Source organism: Streptomyces sp. NPDC002870, from assembly GCF_042888505.1.
Lineage (GTDB): Bacteria > Actinomycetota > Actinomycetes > Streptomycetales > Streptomycetaceae > Streptomyces.
On the sequence record NZ_JBIAPW010000003.1, the window covers coordinates 364278 to 382074 of the forward strand.

At 69.5% G+C, this 17797-nt stretch carries 14 protein-coding genes and 4 tRNA genes; 9 read left to right on the forward strand and 9 right to left on the reverse strand.

Annotated features, from left to right (window positions below; all coding sequences use genetic code 11):
- The first annotated feature begins 162 nt into the window (after positions 1–162).
- Together purF and purM are read left to right on the forward strand one after the other, a co-directional pair.
- On the forward strand, positions 163–1680 hold the full coding sequence (purF, locus tag ACFYWY_RS06335) for an amidophosphoribosyltransferase (RefSeq protein ID WP_389180508.1): 1518 nt from the start codon (positions 163–165) through the stop codon (positions 1678–1680).
- A 33-nt stretch (positions 1681–1713) separates the two neighbouring features.
- A complete protein-coding gene (gene purM, locus ACFYWY_RS06340; protein WP_389180511.1) occupies positions 1714–2784 on the forward strand; it encodes a phosphoribosylformylglycinamidine cyclo-ligase in 1071 nt (356 codons plus the stop codon).
- 84 nt (positions 2785–2868) lie between these two features.
- Here purM and ACFYWY_RS06345 read toward each other — a convergent pair whose 3' ends face one another.
- Together ACFYWY_RS06345 and ACFYWY_RS06350 are read right to left on the reverse strand one after the other, a co-directional pair.
- Complete coding sequence (locus ACFYWY_RS06345; RefSeq protein WP_307662491.1) at positions 2869–3120, reverse strand: DUF3073 domain-containing protein; 252 nt, start codon at positions 3118–3120, stop codon at positions 2869–2871.
- Positions 3121–3397: 277 nt separating this feature from the next.
- Positions 3398–4480 carry a Leu/Phe/Val dehydrogenase gene (locus tag ACFYWY_RS06350; RefSeq protein WP_389180514.1) on the reverse strand — a complete coding sequence of 361 codons (1083 nt, stop codon included), beginning with the start codon at positions 4478–4480 and terminating at the stop codon, positions 3398–3400.
- A 186-nt stretch (positions 4481–4666) separates the two neighbouring features.
- On the opposite strand from ACFYWY_RS06350, the gene ACFYWY_RS06355 reads away from it, so the two are divergent.
- The gene (locus ACFYWY_RS06355; RefSeq protein WP_389180517.1) at positions 4667–5506 is read left to right on the forward strand and encodes a hypothetical protein; all 840 of its coding nucleotides are present in this window, start codon (positions 4667–4669) and stop codon (positions 5504–5506) included.
- A 487-nt stretch (positions 5507–5993) separates the two neighbouring features.
- Complete coding sequence (gene bldC, locus ACFYWY_RS06360; RefSeq protein WP_003949541.1) at positions 5994–6200, forward strand: developmental transcriptional regulator BldC; 207 nt, start codon at positions 5994–5996, stop codon at positions 6198–6200.
- Positions 6201–6559: 359 nt separating this feature from the next.
- Here the strand turns inward: bldC and ACFYWY_RS06365 are convergent, their stop codons facing one another.
- The 7 genes from ACFYWY_RS06365 to ACFYWY_RS06395 all read right to left on the reverse strand — a co-directional run bounded on the left by ACFYWY_RS06365 (position 6560) and on the right by ACFYWY_RS06395 (position 13344).
- Entirely contained in the window at positions 6560–6754 is a 195-nt protein-coding gene (locus ACFYWY_RS06365; protein ID WP_389180521.1) for a DUF6274 family protein, read from the reverse strand.
- 276 nt (positions 6755–7030) lie between these two features.
- Positions 7031–7105, reverse strand: a tRNA-Asp gene (locus ACFYWY_RS06370).
- 92 nt (positions 7106–7197) lie between these two features.
- Positions 7198–11130: an ATP-dependent RNA helicase HrpA gene (gene hrpA, locus ACFYWY_RS06375; protein ID WP_389180524.1), complete on the reverse strand. Its 3933-nt coding sequence runs from the start codon at positions 11128–11130 to the stop codon at positions 7198–7200.
- Between the two features lie 298 nt (positions 11131–11428).
- Positions 11429–11502, reverse strand: a tRNA-Phe gene (locus tag ACFYWY_RS06380).
- Positions 11503–11523: 21 nt separating this feature from the next.
- Positions 11524–11598: transfer RNA gene (locus ACFYWY_RS06385), tRNA-Asp, on the reverse strand.
- 39 nt (positions 11599–11637) lie between these two features.
- Positions 11638–11710, reverse strand: a tRNA-Glu gene (locus tag ACFYWY_RS06390).
- A gap of 80 nt (positions 11711–11790) precedes the next feature.
- Positions 11791–13344, reverse strand: coding sequence for a metallophosphoesterase (locus tag ACFYWY_RS06395; protein ID WP_389180527.1), 1554 nt, complete (start codon positions 13342–13344; stop codon positions 11791–11793).
- A gap of 74 nt (positions 13345–13418) precedes the next feature.
- Between ACFYWY_RS06395 and ACFYWY_RS06400 the strand changes: the two genes are divergently transcribed.
- The 5 genes from ACFYWY_RS06400 to ACFYWY_RS06420 all read left to right on the forward strand — a co-directional run bounded on the left by ACFYWY_RS06400 (position 13419) and on the right by ACFYWY_RS06420 (position 17739).
- On the forward strand, positions 13419–13769 hold the full coding sequence (locus tag ACFYWY_RS06400) for a metallopeptidase family protein (RefSeq protein ID WP_389180530.1): 351 nt from the start codon (positions 13419–13421) through the stop codon (positions 13767–13769).
- Positions 13766–14269 (forward strand): fluoride efflux transporter CrcB, encoded by a 504-nt coding sequence (crcB, locus tag ACFYWY_RS06405; protein WP_389180533.1) that lies wholly within the window; start codon positions 13766–13768, stop codon positions 14267–14269. Before ACFYWY_RS06400 ends, crcB begins: the two co-directional genes overlap by 4 nt.
- Positions 14266–14628 carry a fluoride efflux transporter FluC gene (locus ACFYWY_RS06410; protein WP_389180536.1) on the forward strand — a complete coding sequence of 121 codons (363 nt, stop codon included), beginning with the start codon at positions 14266–14268 and terminating at the stop codon, positions 14626–14628. Before crcB ends, ACFYWY_RS06410 begins: the two co-directional genes overlap by 4 nt.
- 106 nt (positions 14629–14734) lie before the next feature.
- Positions 14735–15304, forward strand: coding sequence for a hypothetical protein (locus tag ACFYWY_RS06415; protein WP_389180539.1), 570 nt, complete (start codon positions 14735–14737; stop codon positions 15302–15304).
- A 203-nt stretch (positions 15305–15507) separates the two neighbouring features.
- Complete coding sequence (locus tag ACFYWY_RS06420; RefSeq protein ID WP_389180542.1) at positions 15508–17739, forward strand: DEAD/DEAH box helicase; 2232 nt, start codon at positions 15508–15510, stop codon at positions 17737–17739.
- The last annotated feature ends 58 nt before the right edge of the window (positions 17740–17797 follow it).

A 17797-nucleotide genomic window follows, 5' to 3' on the forward strand; every position in this document is an offset into this window, starting at 1 on the left:
ACCTGCCAACTTCATCCCGCAGTGTGGACGCCCGTCCCGAGGCCCCTCCGGGCGCTGACCCGCAGGCCCAGCGCCCGATCGAGCCCTCGCACACACCCCCGCAGAGCCCGCCCCCGCATCCCCAATTCGGACCAGTGGTCGATCTCGCCTACACTCGGGACCGTGCCACGTGGTGACGGACGACTCAACCACGACCTGCTCCCCGGTGAGAAAGGCCCCCAGGACGCTTGCGGCGTCTTCGGTGTCTGGGCCCCGGGCGAAGAGGTCGCGAAGCTCACTTACTTCGGGCTATACGCCCTCCAACATCGAGGCCAGGAATCCGCGGGAATCGCGGTGAGCAACGGCTCCCAGATCCTCGTATTCAAGGACATGGGCCTGGTTTCCCAGGTCTTCGACGAGACCTCTCTCGGCTCGCTCCGGGGTCACATCGCGGTCGGTCACGCCCGCTACTCGACCACGGGCGCCTCCGTGTGGGAGAACGCGCAGCCGACCTTCCGGGCCACCGCCCACGGCTCCATCGCGCTCGGCCACAACGGAAACCTGGTCAACACCGCCGAGCTCGCCGAGATGGTCGCCGCCCTCCCCAAGGAGGACGGCCGGGCCACCCAGGTCGCCGCCACCAACGACACCGATCTGGTCACAGCGCTCCTCGCGGGCCAAGTCGACGACGACGGCAAGCCGCTCACCGTAGAGACGGCCGCGGCCAAGGTGCTCCCGGACGTCAGGGGCGCGTTCTCCCTCGTCTTCATGGACGAGGGCACCCTGTACGCCGCCCGCGACCCGCAGGGCATCCGCCCCCTCGTCCTCGGCCGCCTCGAGCGCGGCTGGGTCGTCGCGAGCGAGTCCGCCGCGCTCGACATCTGCGGCGCCAGCTTCGTCCGCGAGATCGAACCCGGCGAGCTCATCGCCATCGACGAGCACGGCCTCCGCACCTCCCGCTTCGCGGAAGCGAAGCCCAAGGGCTGTGTCTTCGAGTACGTCTACCTCGCCCGCCCCGACACCGACATCGCCGGCCGGAACGTCTATCTCTCCCGTGTGGAGATGGGCCGCAGGCTCGCCAAGGAAGCCCCGGTCGACGCGGATCTGGTGATAGCGACCCCGGAGTCGGGCACGCCCGCCGCCATCGGCTACGCCGAAGCCAGCGGAATCCCCTACGGCTCCGGTCTGGTGAAGAACGCCTACGTCGGCCGCACCTTCATCCAGCCGTCCCAGACCATCCGCCAGCTCGGCATCCGGCTCAAGCTGAACCCCCTCAAGGAAGTCATCCGGGGCAAGCGCCTGGTCGTCGTCGACGACTCGATCGTCCGCGGCAACACCCAGCGCGCCCTGGTCAAGATGCTCCGCGAGGCCGGCGCCGCCGAGGTCCACATCCGGATCTCGTCCCCGCCGGTGAAGTGGCCCTGCTTCTTCGGCATCGACTTCGCGACCCGCGCCGAGCTGATCGCCAACGGCATGACGATCGAGGAGATCGGCGCCTCGCTGGGCGCCGACTCCCTCTCGTACATCTCCCTCGACGCCATGATCGAGGCGACGACCATCGCCAAGCCGAATCTCTGCCGGGCCTGCTTCGACGGCGAGTACCCGATGGATCTGCCCGATCCCGAGCTGCTCGGCAAGCAGCTCCTGGAGACCGAGCTGGCGGGCGGCGCCGATGCCGCCGACGCGCTCCGTCGCCCGTAACGCCCCCGTCTTACGACACGAAAGTTCTTGGCTATGTCTGCTGAGTCCACCGGTGCCAGCTACGCGTCCGCAGGTGTCGACATCGAGGCGGGCGACCGCGCCGTCGAGCTGATGAAGGAGTGGGTGAAGAAGACGCAGCGCCCCGAGGTCCTCGGCGGCCTCGGCGGCTTCGCCGGTCTCTTCGACGCCTCCGCCCTCAAGCGTTACGAGCGCCCGCTGCTCGCCTCGGCCACGGACGGCGTCGGCACGAAGGTCGACCTGGCCCGCCGGATGGGCGTGTACGACACGATCGGCCACGACCTCGTCGGCATGGTCGTCGACGACCTCGTCGTCTGCGGCGCCGAGCCGCTCTTCATGACCGACTACATCTGTGTCGGCAAGGTCCACCCGGAGCGCGTCGCCGCCATCGTCAAGGGCATCGCCGAGGGCTGTGTGCTGGCCGGCTGCGCGCTGGTCGGCGGCGAGACCGCCGAGCACCCCGGGCTCCTCGGTGAGGACGACTTCGACGTCGCCGGCGCCGGTACGGGTGTGGTCGAGGCCGACCGGCTGCTGGGCGCGGATCGTATCCGTACGGGTGACGCGGTCATCGCCATGGCGTCCTCCGGCCTTCACTCCAACGGGTACTCGCTCGTACGGCACGTGCTCTTCGACCGCGCGAACATGGCGCTGGACCAGCAGGTGGCGGAGTTCGGTCGCACCCTCGGCGAGGAACTGCTCGAGCCCACCAAGATCTACTCGCTGGACTGCCTGGCGCTCACCCGGACCACGGAGGTGCACGCTTTCAGCCACATCACCGGCGGCGGTCTTGCCAACAACCTCGCCAGGGTCATTCCGGACAATCTGCACGCGGTGGTCGACCGCTCGACCTGGACCCCCGGCGCGGTCTTCGACCTCGTCGGCAAGGCCGGCCAGGTCGAGCGTCTCGAGCTGGAGAAGACCCTCAACATGGGCGTGGGCATGATCGCCGTCGTTCCCGAGGAGTCGGTGGACGCGGCGCTGACCACGCTCGCGGACCGCGGCGTCGACGCCTGGGTCGCCGGTGAGATCAACGAGCGCGGCGAGCACACCGCCGGTGCGACCCTGACCGGGGACTACGCGAACTGAGCCCACAGGGGCAGCGCGAAACCCGGTCCGGGGCGAACGCCCCTGACCGGGTCACGTAGCAATGCTTTTTGAGGTGTGCGTACGTCAAGCGCCGCGGCGCTGTGACGACGGACCGGACTCGTCGTCCTCGTCATCGTCGTCGTTGTACAGATCCGCGTACTGTGCGTACGGGTCATCTTCCTCGTCGTCATCCTCGAACGGCTCAGCGTTCGGTGGTTGACTCGAAGGCGATGCGCCCAGCTCATTGGCCAGACGCGACAGGTCAGTCCCGCCGCTGTTGTACTTCAGCTGGCGGGCGACCTTCGTCTGCTTGGCCTTGGCCCGGCCGCGCCCCATGGCTCGACCCCCTCGGTGACGGGGCTCGACGGCCCCAGAGTCTTGACACGCGTTCATGATTCGGAACGGGCTCTCGGTGGAGAGACCGGTCCGTAGGACTTCAACGGTACCTGCTTCCGCGGCCATACGGTACGCCGCCCGCATGACGCGCCACTTCACAGGACCAGCGAGGAGTCCTGTCCTCGCTGGTCAACTGCGATTTTAACCTCTTCTCGGCCGCCGACCCGCCGACCGGGGTGAGTCTTGTCTCCCAGTCGGCGGGCCAGAGCGTGCCGAGTCAGAGGCCGCGGGCCTCTGCCATCCGCTGCTCAGCGATCCGGTCCGCCGCCGCGGCCGGCGGAATCCCGTCTTCCTTCGCACGTGCGAATATTGCCAGCGTGGTGTCGAAGATCTTCGCTGCCTTCGCCTTGCAGCGGTCGAAGTCGAAGCCGTGCAGCTCGTCGGCGACCTGGATGACTCCGCCGGCGTTCACCACATAGTCGGGGGCGTAAAGGATCCCGCGGTCCGCGATGTCCTTCTCGACGCCCGGGTGCGCGAGCTGGTTGTTGGCGGCGCCGCACACCACCTTCGCGGTGAGCACGGTCACGGAGTCGTCGTTCAGCGCGCCGCCGAGCGCGCACGGGGCGTACACGTCCAGGCCCTCCGTACGGATCAGGGCGTCCGTGTCCGCGACCGCTGTGACCTGCGGGTGCTTGTCGAGAATCCGGCGTACGGACTCGTCGCGCACATCCGTGATCACTACCTCGGCGGAGTCCTGCAGGAGGTGCTCGACCAGGTGGTGGCCGACCTTGCCGACGCCCGCGATGCCCACCTTGCGGCCGCGCAGCGTCGGGTCGCCCCACAGGTGCTGGGCGGAGGCGCGCATGCCCTGGAAGACGCCGTAGGCCGTGAGGACCGACGAGTCGCCGGCGCCGCCGTTCTCGGGGGAGCGGCCGGTGGCCCAGCGCGTCTCGCGGGCCACCACGTCCATGTCCGCGACATACGTGCCGACGTCGCAGGCCGTCACATACCGGCCACCGAGGGAGTCCACGAACCTGCCGTAGGCGAGCAGCAGCTCGTCTGTCTTGATCTTCTCCGGGTCACCGATGATCACGGCCTTGCCGCCGCCGTGGTCGAGGCCAGCCATGGCGTTCTTGTACGACATCCCCCGGGACAGGTTAAGCGCGTCCGCGACGGCCTCTTCCTCGGTGGCGTACGGGTAGAAGCGGGTGCCGCCCAGGGCCGGGCCCAGGGCGGTCGAGTGGATGGCGATGACGGCCCTCAGGCCAGAGGCGCGGTCCTGGCACAGCACGACTTGCTCGTGGCCTCCCTGGTCCGATCGGAACAGGGTGTGCAGGACGCCGTCGGTCACATCGGTCACGGTGGTGACTCCCAAGTACGAAGCGGCGGAGGTAGTGGCTTCCTCGGGGTCTCCCCGTCGCTTGTGGCAGGGGAAGAGCGGGGAAGCCTTAAGTTTCGGCACGAGAGTAAGTCCTACGCGTGCGTAGATCCGACCCAGTGCCGAGGATCACCCCCTGGCGGAGTACTGGCGTGGAAGGATCGCGGCATGCCAGCGCTGTCCTCGGTCCTCGTCCCGTACGCGGCCTACCTGCGGGTGTACGAGCCGCTGGCGGCTTTTCCCGAGCCGGAGCGGGGCCACTGGGCCCGATACGCCCGCCTGGAGCACACGCCCACCGCACAGGACGAACTGCGCCGCTCGCTGGCCGACTTGCTGCCCACCCCGCCGGTCCCGGTGCCGGTCCACGAGAGCGGCGACGCCTTTGTCACCGAGGTGGACGGCGTGGTGTGCGTCTGCCCGTGGCGTACCAGGCTGCGCGGCTGGCTGGCGCTGGAGGAGCTGACGGAGCTGTTGCCCGCCGCCCTCCTTGACGCGGTGCTGCCGCCTGTGGTGCGCGGGCAGGCGACGGCGGACTACGAGCAGTGGCGTGAGCGCAACCCGGACGCGCGGCCCTGGATCCGTACGGCGGTCTGGCAGGTGCCGGTGCGCTGGTTCGCGCTCTTCTCGGACGACGAGCGCGCCTACGAGCCGGCGGGGCCCGCCGCGCCAGTGCTGCGCTACCGGACGCCGATGGTGCAGGCGAGGCGGCGGGTGGCCCGCGCGCTGAAGACGCTGAGAGAGACGATCGACGACGGACAGCTGGCCGAGGGCCTGGTGGACGTGGGGCGGTGGCTGGAGGAGTTCCATCCGCGCTCCCTGGTCGAGCTCGACTACGGCGGCCTGGTGCACGCTCTTACGGGACCTCAGCTCGCCGAGGACCGCTCGGCGGCGGACCTGGCCGCGGGGATCGAGGCGCTGCGGGCCGGGGACGGCGAGGGCGCGGGCGAGGCGTACGCCCGTCTGGTGGAGCGCTGGCGGGCTGTGAGGGACCTTCAGTTCGCGAACTGAGCGTTTCTGATGGGCATTGAGGATCATCGAAGCCATCGGTCCAGGACGTAGGTCCCGATCCGGGCCTTTGTCTCAAGCGTGACGGACGGCACTTACTGGGGCCTTGCGCCTATCGCCTACCCTCGTGTCAAAATAGGACAAGGAGTCCGGTGAGGGCTCCTTCCGTCCAACTAAGGGCGGAAATCTCGGTATTGCACTCTATGGGGGGTCTGGCGACTCCTGATAGCTCTGTGACTGATCGTCACTGGGGCGTGACTGTCCGTTATGGCATGGTCCATCGGGCTTCCGCCACTGATGAACACCTCAGAGGGCAATTCCGTCGGTTTGGCCGACGTGGCTGGACGGATGGTGTAGTTGTAGTGCCGAGGACAAGCCGTTCGTCCTATAACCGACTCGACCCGCGTCCGCCATTTCGGGCAACGCGGGTCAAGGTGCAGAATTTAGAGGAAAGAACCGAGATGGTTCGGTTCTCCCGAGGAGGCCGCTCATGACCGCTCGCACCCCTGATGCCGAGCCGCTGCTGACCCCGGCTGAGGTTGCCACGATGTTCCGCGTGGACCCGAAGACGGTCACCCGCTGGGCCAAGGCAGGCAAGCTCACGTCCATCCGCACGCTCGGTGGGCATCGTCGGTATCGCGAGGCAGAGGTCCGCGCACTGCTTGCGGGTATTCCGCAGCAGCGTAGCGAGGCCTGAACACCCCATTGATCGGGCGTTTCCGGGACCCCCATCCCGGTAAGCCCCCCTATAGCTCCACATGACGGGCGTCTGCCCCAACGGACTTCGTCATCGATCGCGCTGGACTCCGCCGGGTCCAGCGCGATCTTTTTTGTGCCTGGGGGGCTGGGGAGTCCTGGGGAGTCCTGGGAGGTGCTGGGAGTACTGGGGCGCGGGCCGGTCCGGGAGGTGGGCTGAGGTAAGCGGGGGTGCTCAGAGGGTGGTGCAATTGCACATATTAAATTGGCCGGTTGTAGGGAGGGGGTAAGTTCACCGGTTCGGAAAACCCGTTCGGTGACTCCCGTCACATTGCACAACCCTTGCCAAAGCCGAGTCTGTCACTCGGTGGTGGGGCCTTCGTCCTCGGGCGGGGCCGGGGTGGAGCCGGGTGCGGAGGGTTCCACGGCGAGCTGTTGGAGGCGATGGCATATCGGGCAGTGACGGGTGAGATGCCGGTAGCCGGACACTGCGGCTTTCAGATGGGCGCGCAGCAGCGCCCTGGTCTCGTGCTGCCTCGCTGCGGACGCCGCCATGCACGTCACCTCCGGTGTGTGCCGTCCCCTAGTGATTGGGTACCGGCGGCAGGTGACGCCGTCAAGACGGCCGGGTGGGGAAGGCCTCCGGCGCGAAGGGGCGCGGGCAGGGGCGAAGGCCCGCGTTCTTGACGAATGCGGGCCTGGCGTGGCTGGGGTCCTGACGGGTTTTGCTGTGTCTGATTGCGGCTCCGCCGCGGGCGCGGCCTGCGGCGGCTGGTGTCCACGCACGGCGAAGGCCCGCGTCCTTGACGGATGCGGGCCTTCGTATCACTGCGGTCCTGACGGGATTTGAACCCGCGGCCTCCACCTTGACAGGGTGGCGAGCACTCCAAACTGCTCCACAGGACCAGATTTCGCGGCGCTTCTTGCCGTGCGCTGCGAAGCAAGACTGTACAGCAGGCCAGAGGGTCCGGTCGAACTCACGCAAGGCGACCGTGGCGCTACGGCGCCGCCGCGTCGATCGCCTTCACGATGCGCTTGTCCGACACCGCGTACGCCGTCCCCAGCGCGTGCGCGAAGTAGCTCACCCGCAGCTCCTCGATCATCCAGCGGATGTCCAGCACCTCCCGGGGGACCGGGCGGCCCTGCGGCAGCTGCTCCAGCAGCCAGGCGTACTCGTCCTGCATCTCGTGGACCTTCTCCATGCGCGTCGTGTCGCGCTGGACGTTCGTCGGCATCTGCTGGAGCCGACGGTCCACCGCGACCAGATAGCGCATGAGGTCCGGCAGCCGCCGCAGGCCGGTCCTGGTGACGAACCCGGGCGGCATGAGGGCCGCCAGCTGCTCGCGTACGTCCTGGACGTTGGCGACCAGGGCCAGGCTGTTCGTCGCCTTCAGACGGCGCTCGCAGGCCTGCCACGCGGCCAGGATCTGCTGGACCTGGTCCACCGTCCGCACCGTCACGTCGACGAGGTCCGCGCGGACCTTGTCGTACAGCTTGCGGAACGACTCCTCGTCCCAGGCAGGTCCGCCGTGGTCGGCGATCAGCTTGTCCGTCGCGGCAGTGGCGCAGTCGTCGAAGAGCGCCTGGATCGAGCCGTGCGGATTGCGGGACAGGGCCAGCTTCTGCTGGTTGGTGAGCTTGTCCGAGGCGAACTTGGCAGGGTTCACCGGGATGTTGAGCAGGATCAGCTTGCGCGCGCCCTGCCACATCGCCTGCTGCTGCTCGGCCTCGGTGTCGAAGAGGCGTACGGACACGCTCTCACCGGCGTCTACGAGCGCCGGATACGCCTTGACCGGCTGGCCGGCCCTGCGCGTCTCGAAGACGCGGGACAGCGTGCCGATCGTCCAGTCCGTGAGGCCGGTGCGCTCCAGGGACTGGCCGGCAGGACCGGACGTGGCGGCCGCGACGGCCTTCGAGAGGGCCTGCCGCGCCGCCGGCTTGAGCTGGAGCTTCAGCGACTCCAGGTCCTTGGCCTCCGCGAGCTTCCGGCGGCGCTCGTCGACGATCCGGAACGTGATCTTGAGGTGGTCGGGGACCCGGGACAGATCGAAGTCCTCCGCCGTGACCGGGACGCCGACCATGCCCTGCAGCTCGCGCGCGAGGGTGAAGGGCAGGGGCTCCTGGAGCGGCACAGCCCTGTCCAGGAACGCCTTCGCATAGTTCGGGGCGGGGACGTAGTGCCGGCGGATCGGCTTGGGGAGGGAGCGGATCAGCTCCATCACCACCTCCTCGCGCAGCCCCGGGATCTGCCAGTCGAAGCCCTCGCCGGTGACCTGGTTCAGCACCTGGAGCGGGATGTGGACGGTCACACCGTCCGCGTCCGCGCCGGGCTCGAACTGGTACGTCACCCGGAACTTCAGCGCGCCCTGCCGCCAGGAGTCCGGATAGTCGTCCTTGGTGACCTGCCCGGCCTTCTCGTTGATGAGCATCTCGCGCTCGAAATCGAGGAGTTCGGGCTCGTCCCGGCGCTTGTGCTTCCACCAGGAGTCGAAGTGCGCGCCGGACACGACATGTTCGGGCACTCGCTGGTCGTAGAAGTCGAAGAGCGTCTCGTCGTCCACCAGGATGTCGCGGCGCCGCGCCCGGTGCTCCAACTCCTCGACCTCGGTGAGGAGTTTGCGGTTGTCGGCGAAGAACTTGTGGTGCGTACGCCAGTCGCCCTCGACCAGCGCGTTACGGATGAAGAGATCGCGGGAGGTCTCGGGGTCGATGCGCCCGTAGTTCACCTTGCGCTGGGCGACGATCGGCACGCCGTACAGCGTGACCCGCTCGTACGCCATCACCGCGGCCGCGTCCTTCTCCCAGTGCGGCTCGTTGTAGGTGCGCTTGATCAGATGCTGGGCGAGGGGCTCGATCCACTCGGGCTCGACCTTGGCGTTGACGCGGGCCCACAGCCGTGACGTCTCGACGAGCTCCGCGGACATGATGAAGCGCGGGGGCTTCTTGAAGAGCGCCGAGCCGGGGAAGACGGCGAACTTGGCGCTGCGGGCGCCCAGATACTCGTTCTTGTCGGTGTCCTTGAGGCCGATGTGCGACAGCAGACCGGCCAACAGAGAGGTGTGGACGGACTGCTCCGGCGCGACTGTGTCCGCCGAGGGCTCCTCGAGGTGCAGACCCATCTGCTTGGCGACCGTACGCAGCTGCGCGTAGATGTCCTGCCATTCGCGGATGCGCAGGAAGTTCAGATACTCCTGCTTGCACATCCGGCGGAAGCTGGAGGAGCCGCGCTCCTTCTGCTGCTCGCGGATGTAGCGCCAGAGATTGAGGTAGGCGAGGAAGTCGGAGGTCTCGTCCTTGAAGCGGGCGTGCTGCTGATCGGCCTGCGCCTGCTTGTCGGCGGGCCGCTCGCGCGGGTCCTGGATGGAGAGCGCGGCAGCGATCACCATGACCTCGCGTACGCAGCCGTTCTTGTCGGCCTCGATGACCATACGGGCCAGGCGCGGGTCGACCGGGAGCTGGGACAGCTTGCGGCCCAGCTGGGTCAGCTTCTTCTTGGGGTCCTTCTGGGCCGGGTCGAACGCGCCCAGTTCCTGGAGGAGTTGGACGCCGTCGCGGATATTGCGGTGGTCCGGCGGGTCGATGAAGGGGAACTTCTCGATGTCGCCGAGGCCGGCGGCGGTCATCTGGAGGATGACGGAGGCGAGGTTCGTCCGCAGGATCTCGGCGTCCGTGAACTCGGGACGGGAGTCGAAGTCGTCCTCGGAGTACAGGCGGATGCAGATGCCGTCGGACGTACGGCCGCAGCGGCCCTTGCGCTGGTTGGCGCTGGCCTGGCTGATCCGCTCGATGGGGAGGCGCTGGACCTTGGTGCGGTGGCTGTAGCGGGAGATACGGGCGTTGCCCGGGTCGATCACGTACTTGATGCCGGGGACGGTCAGCGAGGTCTCGGCGACGTTCGTGGCGAGCACGATGCGGCGGCCGGTGTGCGGCTGGAAGACGCGGTGCTGCTCGGCGTGCGAGAGCCGTGCGTAGAGGGGGAGCACCTCTGTGAAGCGGTACTGCTTCTTGTTGAGCGCGTCCGCGGTGTCGCGGATCTCGCGCTCGCCGGAGAGGAAGACGAGGATGTCGCCCTTGCCCTCGCCCTGGAGCTCCTCGACGGCGTCGCAGATGGCGGTGATCTGGTCGCGGTCGCTGTCCTCGCTGTCGTCCTCGAGGAGGGGGCGGTAGCGGACCTCTACGGGGTACGTACGGCCGCTGACCTCGACGATCGGGGCTTCGCCGAAGTGGCGGGAGAAGCGTTCCGGGTCGATCGTGGCGGAGGTGATGATCACCTTGAGGTCGGGGCGTCTGGGCAGCAGCTGGGCGAGATAGCCGAGCAGGAAGTCGATGTTGAGGGACCGCTCGTGGGCCTCGTCGATGATGATCGTGTCGTACGCGTGCAGCTCGCGGTCCGTCTGGATCTCGGCGAGGAGGATGCCGTCCGTCATCAGCTTGACGAAGGTGTCGCCGCCGACTTGGTCCGTGAACCGGACCTTCCAGCCGACCGCCTCGCCCAGCGGCGTGCGGAGCTCCTCGGCGACACGTTCGGCGACGGTGCGGGCGGCGATCCTTCGCGGCTGCGTATGGCCGATCATGCCGCGTACGCCGCGGCCCAGCTCCAGGCAGATCTTCGGGATCTGGGTGGTCTTGCCCGAGCCGGTCTCGCCCGCGACGATCACGACCTGGTGGTCCCGTATCGCCTCGAGGATCTCGTCCCTCCGCTGGCTGACCGGCAGCTGCTCGGGGTACGTGACCCCGGGCACCCGGCCGGCCCGCCGGGCCGTGCGCGCGGCGGACTGCTCGGCCTCGGCGGCGATCTCCTCCAGCACGGCCTGCTGCGCCTCGGGCTTACGGATACGGCGGGCGCCTTCGAGACGGCGGCCGAGCCGGTGGGCGTCGCGCAGGGACGCCCCGGCCAGCAGGGTCTGAAGATCGGCGAAGGAAGTAGACATACGGCCCCCAGGATCGCACCCCCGGGAAAGCACTGGCGAACACATTTCCACCACGAGTGGGTGCGGTACGGAGCAGATCCGTCCGGTTCCGCGGAAAGTGAGAGCGCGATCGCTGGTACCGAGTGGGCCGGCCGGCGGCGCGGGCTTCGGCGGCCGCAGCGGTCCTGGCGGGATTTGCTGTGCCCGATTGCGGCTTCGCCGCGGGCGCGGCCTCCGTCTTGGCGGGGTGGCTCGCTGGTCGGTCGGTGGTGGGTATGGCGAAAGCCCCGGTCCGTGGAGGGCCGGGGCTTTCGGGTTGTGGCTGGGGCCGGGGTCGAACCGGCGACCTATCGCTTTTCAGGCGATCGCTCGTACCAACTGAGCTACCCAGCCACGCGGCCTCGACAGCCGCAGCGGTCCTGACGGGATTTGAACCCGCGGCCTCCACCTTGACAGGGTGGCGAGCACTCCAAGCTGCTCCACAGGACCAAGCAATGTGCGAGCACAAGTCTCGCACATGGTGATGCGTGCCCCCAACGGGATTCGAACCCGTGCTACCGCCTTGAAAGGGCGGCGTCCTGGGCCACTAGACGATGAGGGCTAAGGGCCCACCTGGGCGCTTCGCAGCGCGTCGGGGACGTGAGAAGCATATGGGATGCGGGGAGCTATCGCCAAAACGGTTTACCGGCGGCGGGAGAGGGTCGGGGAGGGAGTGCTCGGGGACGGGGTCGCCCCGGGGGCGTTCTCGTCCGGGAGGTGGCGGCTGACCTCGGCCGTCGTCAGGCCCAGGCCGCCCAGCGTGATCTCGTCCCACGCCTGTAGCCGTCTGGTCGTACGGTCCAGATAGAGGACCGACGTCCGCACCTTCTCCGGCTTCTTGTTCTGCAGCGCCCTCAGGCCCCCGCCGCCCGTCGAGCCCTCGACCTTCAGGCGCGTGCCCTGTTTGAGTACCTCCGTCTGGCGGTGGTGGACATGGCCGGCCAGGACCAGCGGGACCTCGCCGTCCGTCTCGCGGGCCGCGACCGGGTTGTGGGCGATCGCGATGTCGACGGGCGTGCCCGCGCGGGTCTGGTCGCGCAGGGCGGAGGCGAGGCGGATGCCCGCCATGCGTTCGGCCGGGTCGCCCTGGGCGACGACCGAGCGGTCGGGGGTGAACTGGGGGTCGCCGATGCCCGCGATGCGCAGGCCGGCGACGGTGACGGCCCGGCCGTCGTCGAGGACGTGCACGTTCTTGAGGCGGGAGAGATACGCCTGGGTGGTGCCGGAGTCGTGGTTGCCGCGAACCCAGACGTAGGGCGCGCCCAGGTCGGGGATCGGGTCGAGGAAGCCGTTCTCGGCGGCGGTGCCGTGGTCCATCGTGTCGCCGGAGTCGATGATCACGTCGATTCCGTACTGCTCGACGAGCGAGCCGATGATGTGCCACGACGCCGGGTTGAGGTGGATGTCGGAGACGTGCAGCACCCGCATCGTGCGGGGGTCCGGCTGGTAGGCGGGGAGGGTCGAGGTTGCCTCGTACAGCTTGGTGACATTGGTGACCAGGCGCGCCAACTCCTGCTGGTAGACATCGAATTCGGTGACGATGGAGCGCGCGTTGCCGACGACCGAGGGGGCGCTGGAGAGCAGCCCGGAGAACTTCGGCTCCAGGACGGACTTCGGGTTCCACGTCGCGTACGCGGAGATGCCGGAAGCGGTCAGGAGGGCGAGCGCGAGGCCGCCCGCCGCGAGGGCGCGGCGCGGGCGGCGGTAGACGGCGAGGCCGAGGGCGGTCGCGCCGGCCACGACGGCGACGCAGGAGCGTACGGCCAGCTCGGTGGTCCCGTCCGTCACGTCGTGGGCGACCTCGTCCTGGAGGCCGGAGAGGCGTTCGGGGTGCTCGACCAGGGCCTGGGAGCGGGCCGGGTCCAGCTGGTCGACGTCGACGTCGAGTCGGATGGGAGCGACATGGGAGTCGAGCTCGAGGGCTCCCAGCGGCGAGACGTTGATCTTCGTGCCGCCGGACAGGGACGGGCGCAGCGTCATGCTCGTGTCCATCGGGCCGACCGGCGTACGGACGCTGCCGACGATCAGCAGGCCGAGCCAGGCGCCGAGAAGGACCACGGCGGCGAGGCCCAGCGCGCGGGCCCAGGGGTGCGGAGGGTGGACGAGGGTGTTGGTGGGGCCGGTGTTGCGTGAGCGGTAGTGGCGCTGGAGCCGGGTGAGGGCGGCTCTGATCCGTTCCGGGGCTTCGCGGGCCATTGGTCCCGTATGCCCAGCCCGGCGGGCGGCCATGCCGGGGCGACCGGCCGCACGGCGTACGTGACAATGGCCGGGTGCTGGAGATGACGCGCGAGGAGTTCGAGGAACTGGTCGCCGAGGCGCTGGACAGGATCCCGCCGGAGCTGACGCGGCTGATGGACAACGTCGCGGTGTTCGTCGAGGACGAGCCCACCGCAGAGGACCCCGAGCTGCTCGGGCTCTACGAGGGGACTCCGCTCACCGATCGGGGCGAGTGGTACGCGGGCGTGCTGCCGGACCGGATCACCATCTACCGCGGACCGACGCTGCGGATGTGCGAGACCCGCGAGGACGTGGTCGCGGAGACCGAGATCACCGTGGTGCACGAGATCGCCCATCACTTCGGGATCGACGACGAGCGGTTGCACGCGCTGGGGTATGGGTGACGAGTCCGGGCCCGCCGCCGGAGGCGATCGATCCGGACGTCGATCTGCATGTGCCCGCGCAGCGCGCCGAGACCGAGGGCAGCCACAAGTGGCCGGTGCTCGCGGCGATCTCGACGGGCGGCGCGGCGGGGGCGACGGCGCGGTACGCCGCGTCCGTGCTCTGGCCCGCGGCGCCGGGCGCGTTCCCGTGGGCGACCTTCGGGGTCAACGTGCTGGGCTGCGCGCTGATCGGGGTGCTGATGGCGCTGGTCAGCGAGGGCGGCCGGAGCGCGCATCCGCTGGTGCGGCCGTTCCTCGGAGTCGGCGTGCTCGGCGGGTTCACGACCTTCTCGACGTACGCGCTCGACTTCTCCGAGCTCCTCGAGCGTGAGGAGGCGGACATCGCGATGGTCTATGCGGCCGGGACCGTCGCGGGCGCGATGGCCGCGGTGTGGCTGGCGGCCTCGGCGACCAGGGCGGCCCTGGCCAGAGGGGCTCTGACCGGAGGGGCCGCGCGGTGAACTGGCTGCTGGTGGTGGTGGGCGCGGCGGTGGGCGCGCCCCTGCGGTATCTGACGGACCGTGCGGTGCAGGCGCGCCACGACTCGGTGTTCCCGTGGGGGACCTTCGTCGTCAACGCGGCCGGCAGCCTGGTGCTGGGCGCGCTCTCGGGGGCGGCGGTGACCTCGGGGACGTACGCCCTCCTCGGTACGGGTCTGTGCGGGGCGCTCACGACGTACTCGACTTTTTCGTACGAGACCTTGCGGCTGGCCGAGCGCGGGTGGATATTCCTGGCGGCGGCGAATGTGGGCGCGTCGCTGCTGGTGGGGCTCGGATCGGTGTTCCTCGGCGCGGAGTTGGCGCGCGGTCTCGTGGTCTAGGGGGCGTACGAGGGCGCGTTCCTTGTGGGGCGCGGGGGCGTGTCCCTTGTGGGGCACTGGGAGTTGGGCAGTGAAACCCGCGTCCTGTGCCCCGGAGGTGCCGCCCGTGCGCCAGTTGTCCGCCCCCGGCCGTTTGGCTGTCGCGATCGCCGCCTCGCTGGCGATCGCGGCCTCGGCAGGCTGTATGAGCGTGAGCGACGACGAGGGCGGGAAACCGGCGCCCCGTAGGACGACGGACCGGCCTGGGGCGGTGGCCGAACCGGACGGCGGGCCTGCGGCGGCGGGCGGGCGGCAGGCGGGCGGCGGGAAGAGCGAGCCGGACAAGGCCGGCAACGAGGGCGCGGACGGCGAGGGCGCGTCGCCGAGCCCGAGCGGTTCCGCGAAGCCCGCGGCGAAGCCCACGCGGGGCGGGCAGAAGCCGAAGCCTCCACAGGATCCGCAGCCGACCGGAGGCGGAGCGTCCCCGTCCGAACAACCGCCGCAGCCGAGCGAGCCGCCCCAGCCGCCAGAAGTGAGTCCAACGCCACAGCCGAGCGAGCCGACCGATCCGCCGTCGGCGTCGTCCGCTCCTCAGGTGCACGCGGGGGCCATACAAGGGGCCGACGGGCTGGGGATGTATGACGGGCAGGGGATGTATCCGGAACCGTCGGCGTCACCGCAGGTGGGGCCCATGTAACGGGGGCCACTTGAGCCGGGTTTGCCTTTGGTGGGGGAGGGTGCGTATGGTGGTAGATCGTTTGATCCCATTGCCCGGCGCCGACAAAGAAGCGCCGCGTGGCGCGTACTCTCCCTAGCCGTGGCTGACCGCATTGAGGCGGTCGAATTGCGAATCACGGAGTTTGGGCGCGTGCCGAGACTCCGGAAGGTTTCGCATTTCGCATGTCCACTTTCAGTACTGATCACGCCGTCATGCCCGAGAACGACGAGGCCGTGGCGGCTTCCGCTGCCGAGGCCGTCAACGCCGTCGAGGCTGTCGACGCCGTCGACGCTGTCGAGTCCGACGAGGTCGCTGACACCGAGGCCGCCGACACCGAGGCCGCTGAGCCGACCGTCACCTTCGCCGACCTGGGCCTGCCCGAGGGCGTAGTCCGCAAGCTCTCGCAGAACGGCGTCACCACGCCCTTCCCGATCCAGGCCGCGACCATCCCGGACGCCCTGGCCGGCAAGGACATCCTGGGCCGCGGCCGCACCGGCTCCGGCAAGACGCTCTCCTTCGGCCTTCCGCTGCTGGCCACGCTGACCGGCGGCCACACCGACAAGAAGAAGCCCCGCGGCATCATCCTCACCCCGACCCGTGAGCTCGCGATGCAGGTCGCGGACGCTCTCCAGCCGTACGGCGATGTGCTCGGCCTGAAGATGAAGGTCGTCTGTGGCGGTACGTCCATGGGCAACCAGATCTACGCGCTCGAGCGCGGCGTCGATGTACTCGTCGCCACCCCGGGCCGCCTGCGCGACATCATCAACCGCGGCGCCTGCTCGCTCGCGAACGTCCAGGTCGCCGTCCTCGACGAGGCCGACCAGATGTCCGACCTGGGCTTCCTGCCCGAGGTCACCGAGCTGTTCGACCAGATCCCGGCCGGCGGCCAGCGGATGCTCTTCTCCGCCACCATGGAGAACGAGATCGGCACGCTCGTCCGCCGCTACCTGGTCGACCCGGTCAGCCACGAGGTCGACAGCGCCCAGGGCAACGTCACGACCATGACGCACCACGTGCTCGTCGTGAAGCCGAAGGACAAGGCGCCGGTCACCGCGGCGATCGCCGCCCGCAAGGGCCGCACCATCATCTTCGTACGCACCCAGCTGGGCGCGGACCGCATCGCGGAGCAGCTGAGCGATTCGGGCGTGAAGGCCGACGCGCTGCACGGCGGTATGACGCAGGGCGCCCGTACCCGCGTTCTCGAGGACTTCAAGAAGGGCTACGTCAACGCGCTCGTCGCGACCGACGTCGCCGCCCGCGGCATCCACGTCGACGGCATCGACCTGGTCCTGAACGTGGACCCGGCCGGCGACCACAAGGACTACCTGCACCGCTCGGGCCGTACGGCTCGCGCCGGCCGGTCCGGTGTCGTCGTCTCCCTCTCGCTGCCGCACCAGCGCCGCCAGATCTTCCGTCTGATGGAGGACGCGGGCGTCGACGCCTCGCGCCACATCGTGGCCGGAGCGGGCGCGTTCGACCCGGAGGTCGCCGAGATCACCGGTGCTCGTTCGCTGACCGAGGTCCAGGCCGACTCCGCGAACAACGCCGCCAAGCAGGCGGAGCGCGAGGTCGTCGACCTGACCAAGCAGCTGGAGCGCGTGCAGCGCCGTGCGGCCGAACTCCGCGAGGAGGCCGACCGCCTGGTGGCGCGCGCGGCGCGCGAGCGGGGCGACGACCCGGAGACCGCGGTTGCCGAGGCGACGGCTGTCGCCGAGGCAGAGGTGGAGGCCGCGGCTGCCGCGGCGTCCGTGCCGGAGCAGGCGGCGGAGCGTCGTGACGACCGGGGCAGCTTCGAGCGCCGGGGTGGCGACCGCGGTGACCGCGGTGGCTTCCGTCGTGACAACGACCGTCCGTCGTCCGGCGGTTTCCGTCGTGACAATGACCGTCGTGACGGCGACCGTGGTGGCCGTTCGTTCGAGCGTCGTGACGACCGCGGCGGTTTCCGTCGTGACAACGACCGTCCGTCGTCCGGCGGTTTCCGTCGTGACAATGACCGTCGTGACGGCGACCGTGGTGGCCGTTCGTTCGAGCGTCGTGACGACCGTCCCTCGGGCGGCTTCCGCCGTGACAACGACCGTCCGTCGTCCGGCGGCTTCCGCCGCGACGACCGCCCCACGGGTGGCTTCAACCGTGACCGTGACGACCGTGGCGGCCGTTCCTTCGAGCGCCGTGACGACCGTCCCTCGGGCGGCTTCCGCCGTGACGACCGCCCGACCGGCGGCCACCGTGGCAGCGACCGTCCGTTCAACCGCGACCGCCGCGACGACCGCCCCGCGGGCGGCACGCGCTCCGCTGGCAGCGACCGCCCGTACGGCCGCCGCGACGACCACCGCGGAGGCACCACCGGTACCGGCACGAACACGGGTTCCTTCGGGCGCCGTGACGACAAGCCGCGCTGGAAGCGCAACGGCTGATCCGATCTGATCCGATCTGGTCCGACCTGACGGTCTGATCCGACGGTCTGACTGACAG

Bases quoted from the DNA above. Each gene is read 5' to 3' on its own strand.
- ACFYWY_RS06395 (WP_389180527.1), bottom strand. From the start codon at position 13,344: ATGGCCCGCGAAGCCCCGGAACGGATCAGAGCCGCCCTCACCCGGCTC.
- ACFYWY_RS06355 (WP_389180517.1), top strand. From the start codon at position 4,667: ATGCCAGCGCTGTCCTCGGTCCTCGTCCCGTACGCGGCCTACCTGCGG.
- bldC (WP_003949541.1), top strand. From the start codon at position 5,994: ATGACCGCTCGCACCCCTGATGCCGAGCCGCTGCTGACCCCGGCTGAG.
- purM (WP_389180511.1), top strand. From the start codon at position 1,714: ATGTCTGCTGAGTCCACCGGTGCCAGCTACGCGTCCGCAGGTGTCGAC.
- hrpA (WP_389180524.1), bottom strand. From the start codon at position 11,130: ATGTCTACTTCCTTCGCCGATCTTCAGACCCTGCTGGCCGGGGCGTCC.
- ACFYWY_RS06420 (WP_389180542.1), top strand. From the start codon at position 15,508: ATGTCCACTTTCAGTACTGATCACGCCGTCATGCCCGAGAACGACGAG.
- ACFYWY_RS06345 (WP_307662491.1), bottom strand. From the start codon at position 3,120: ATGGGGCGCGGCCGGGCCAAGGCCAAGCAGACGAAGGTCGCCCGCCAG.
- ACFYWY_RS06365 (WP_389180521.1), bottom strand. From the start codon at position 6,754: ATGGCGGCGTCCGCAGCGAGGCAGCACGAGACCAGGGCGCTGCTGCGC.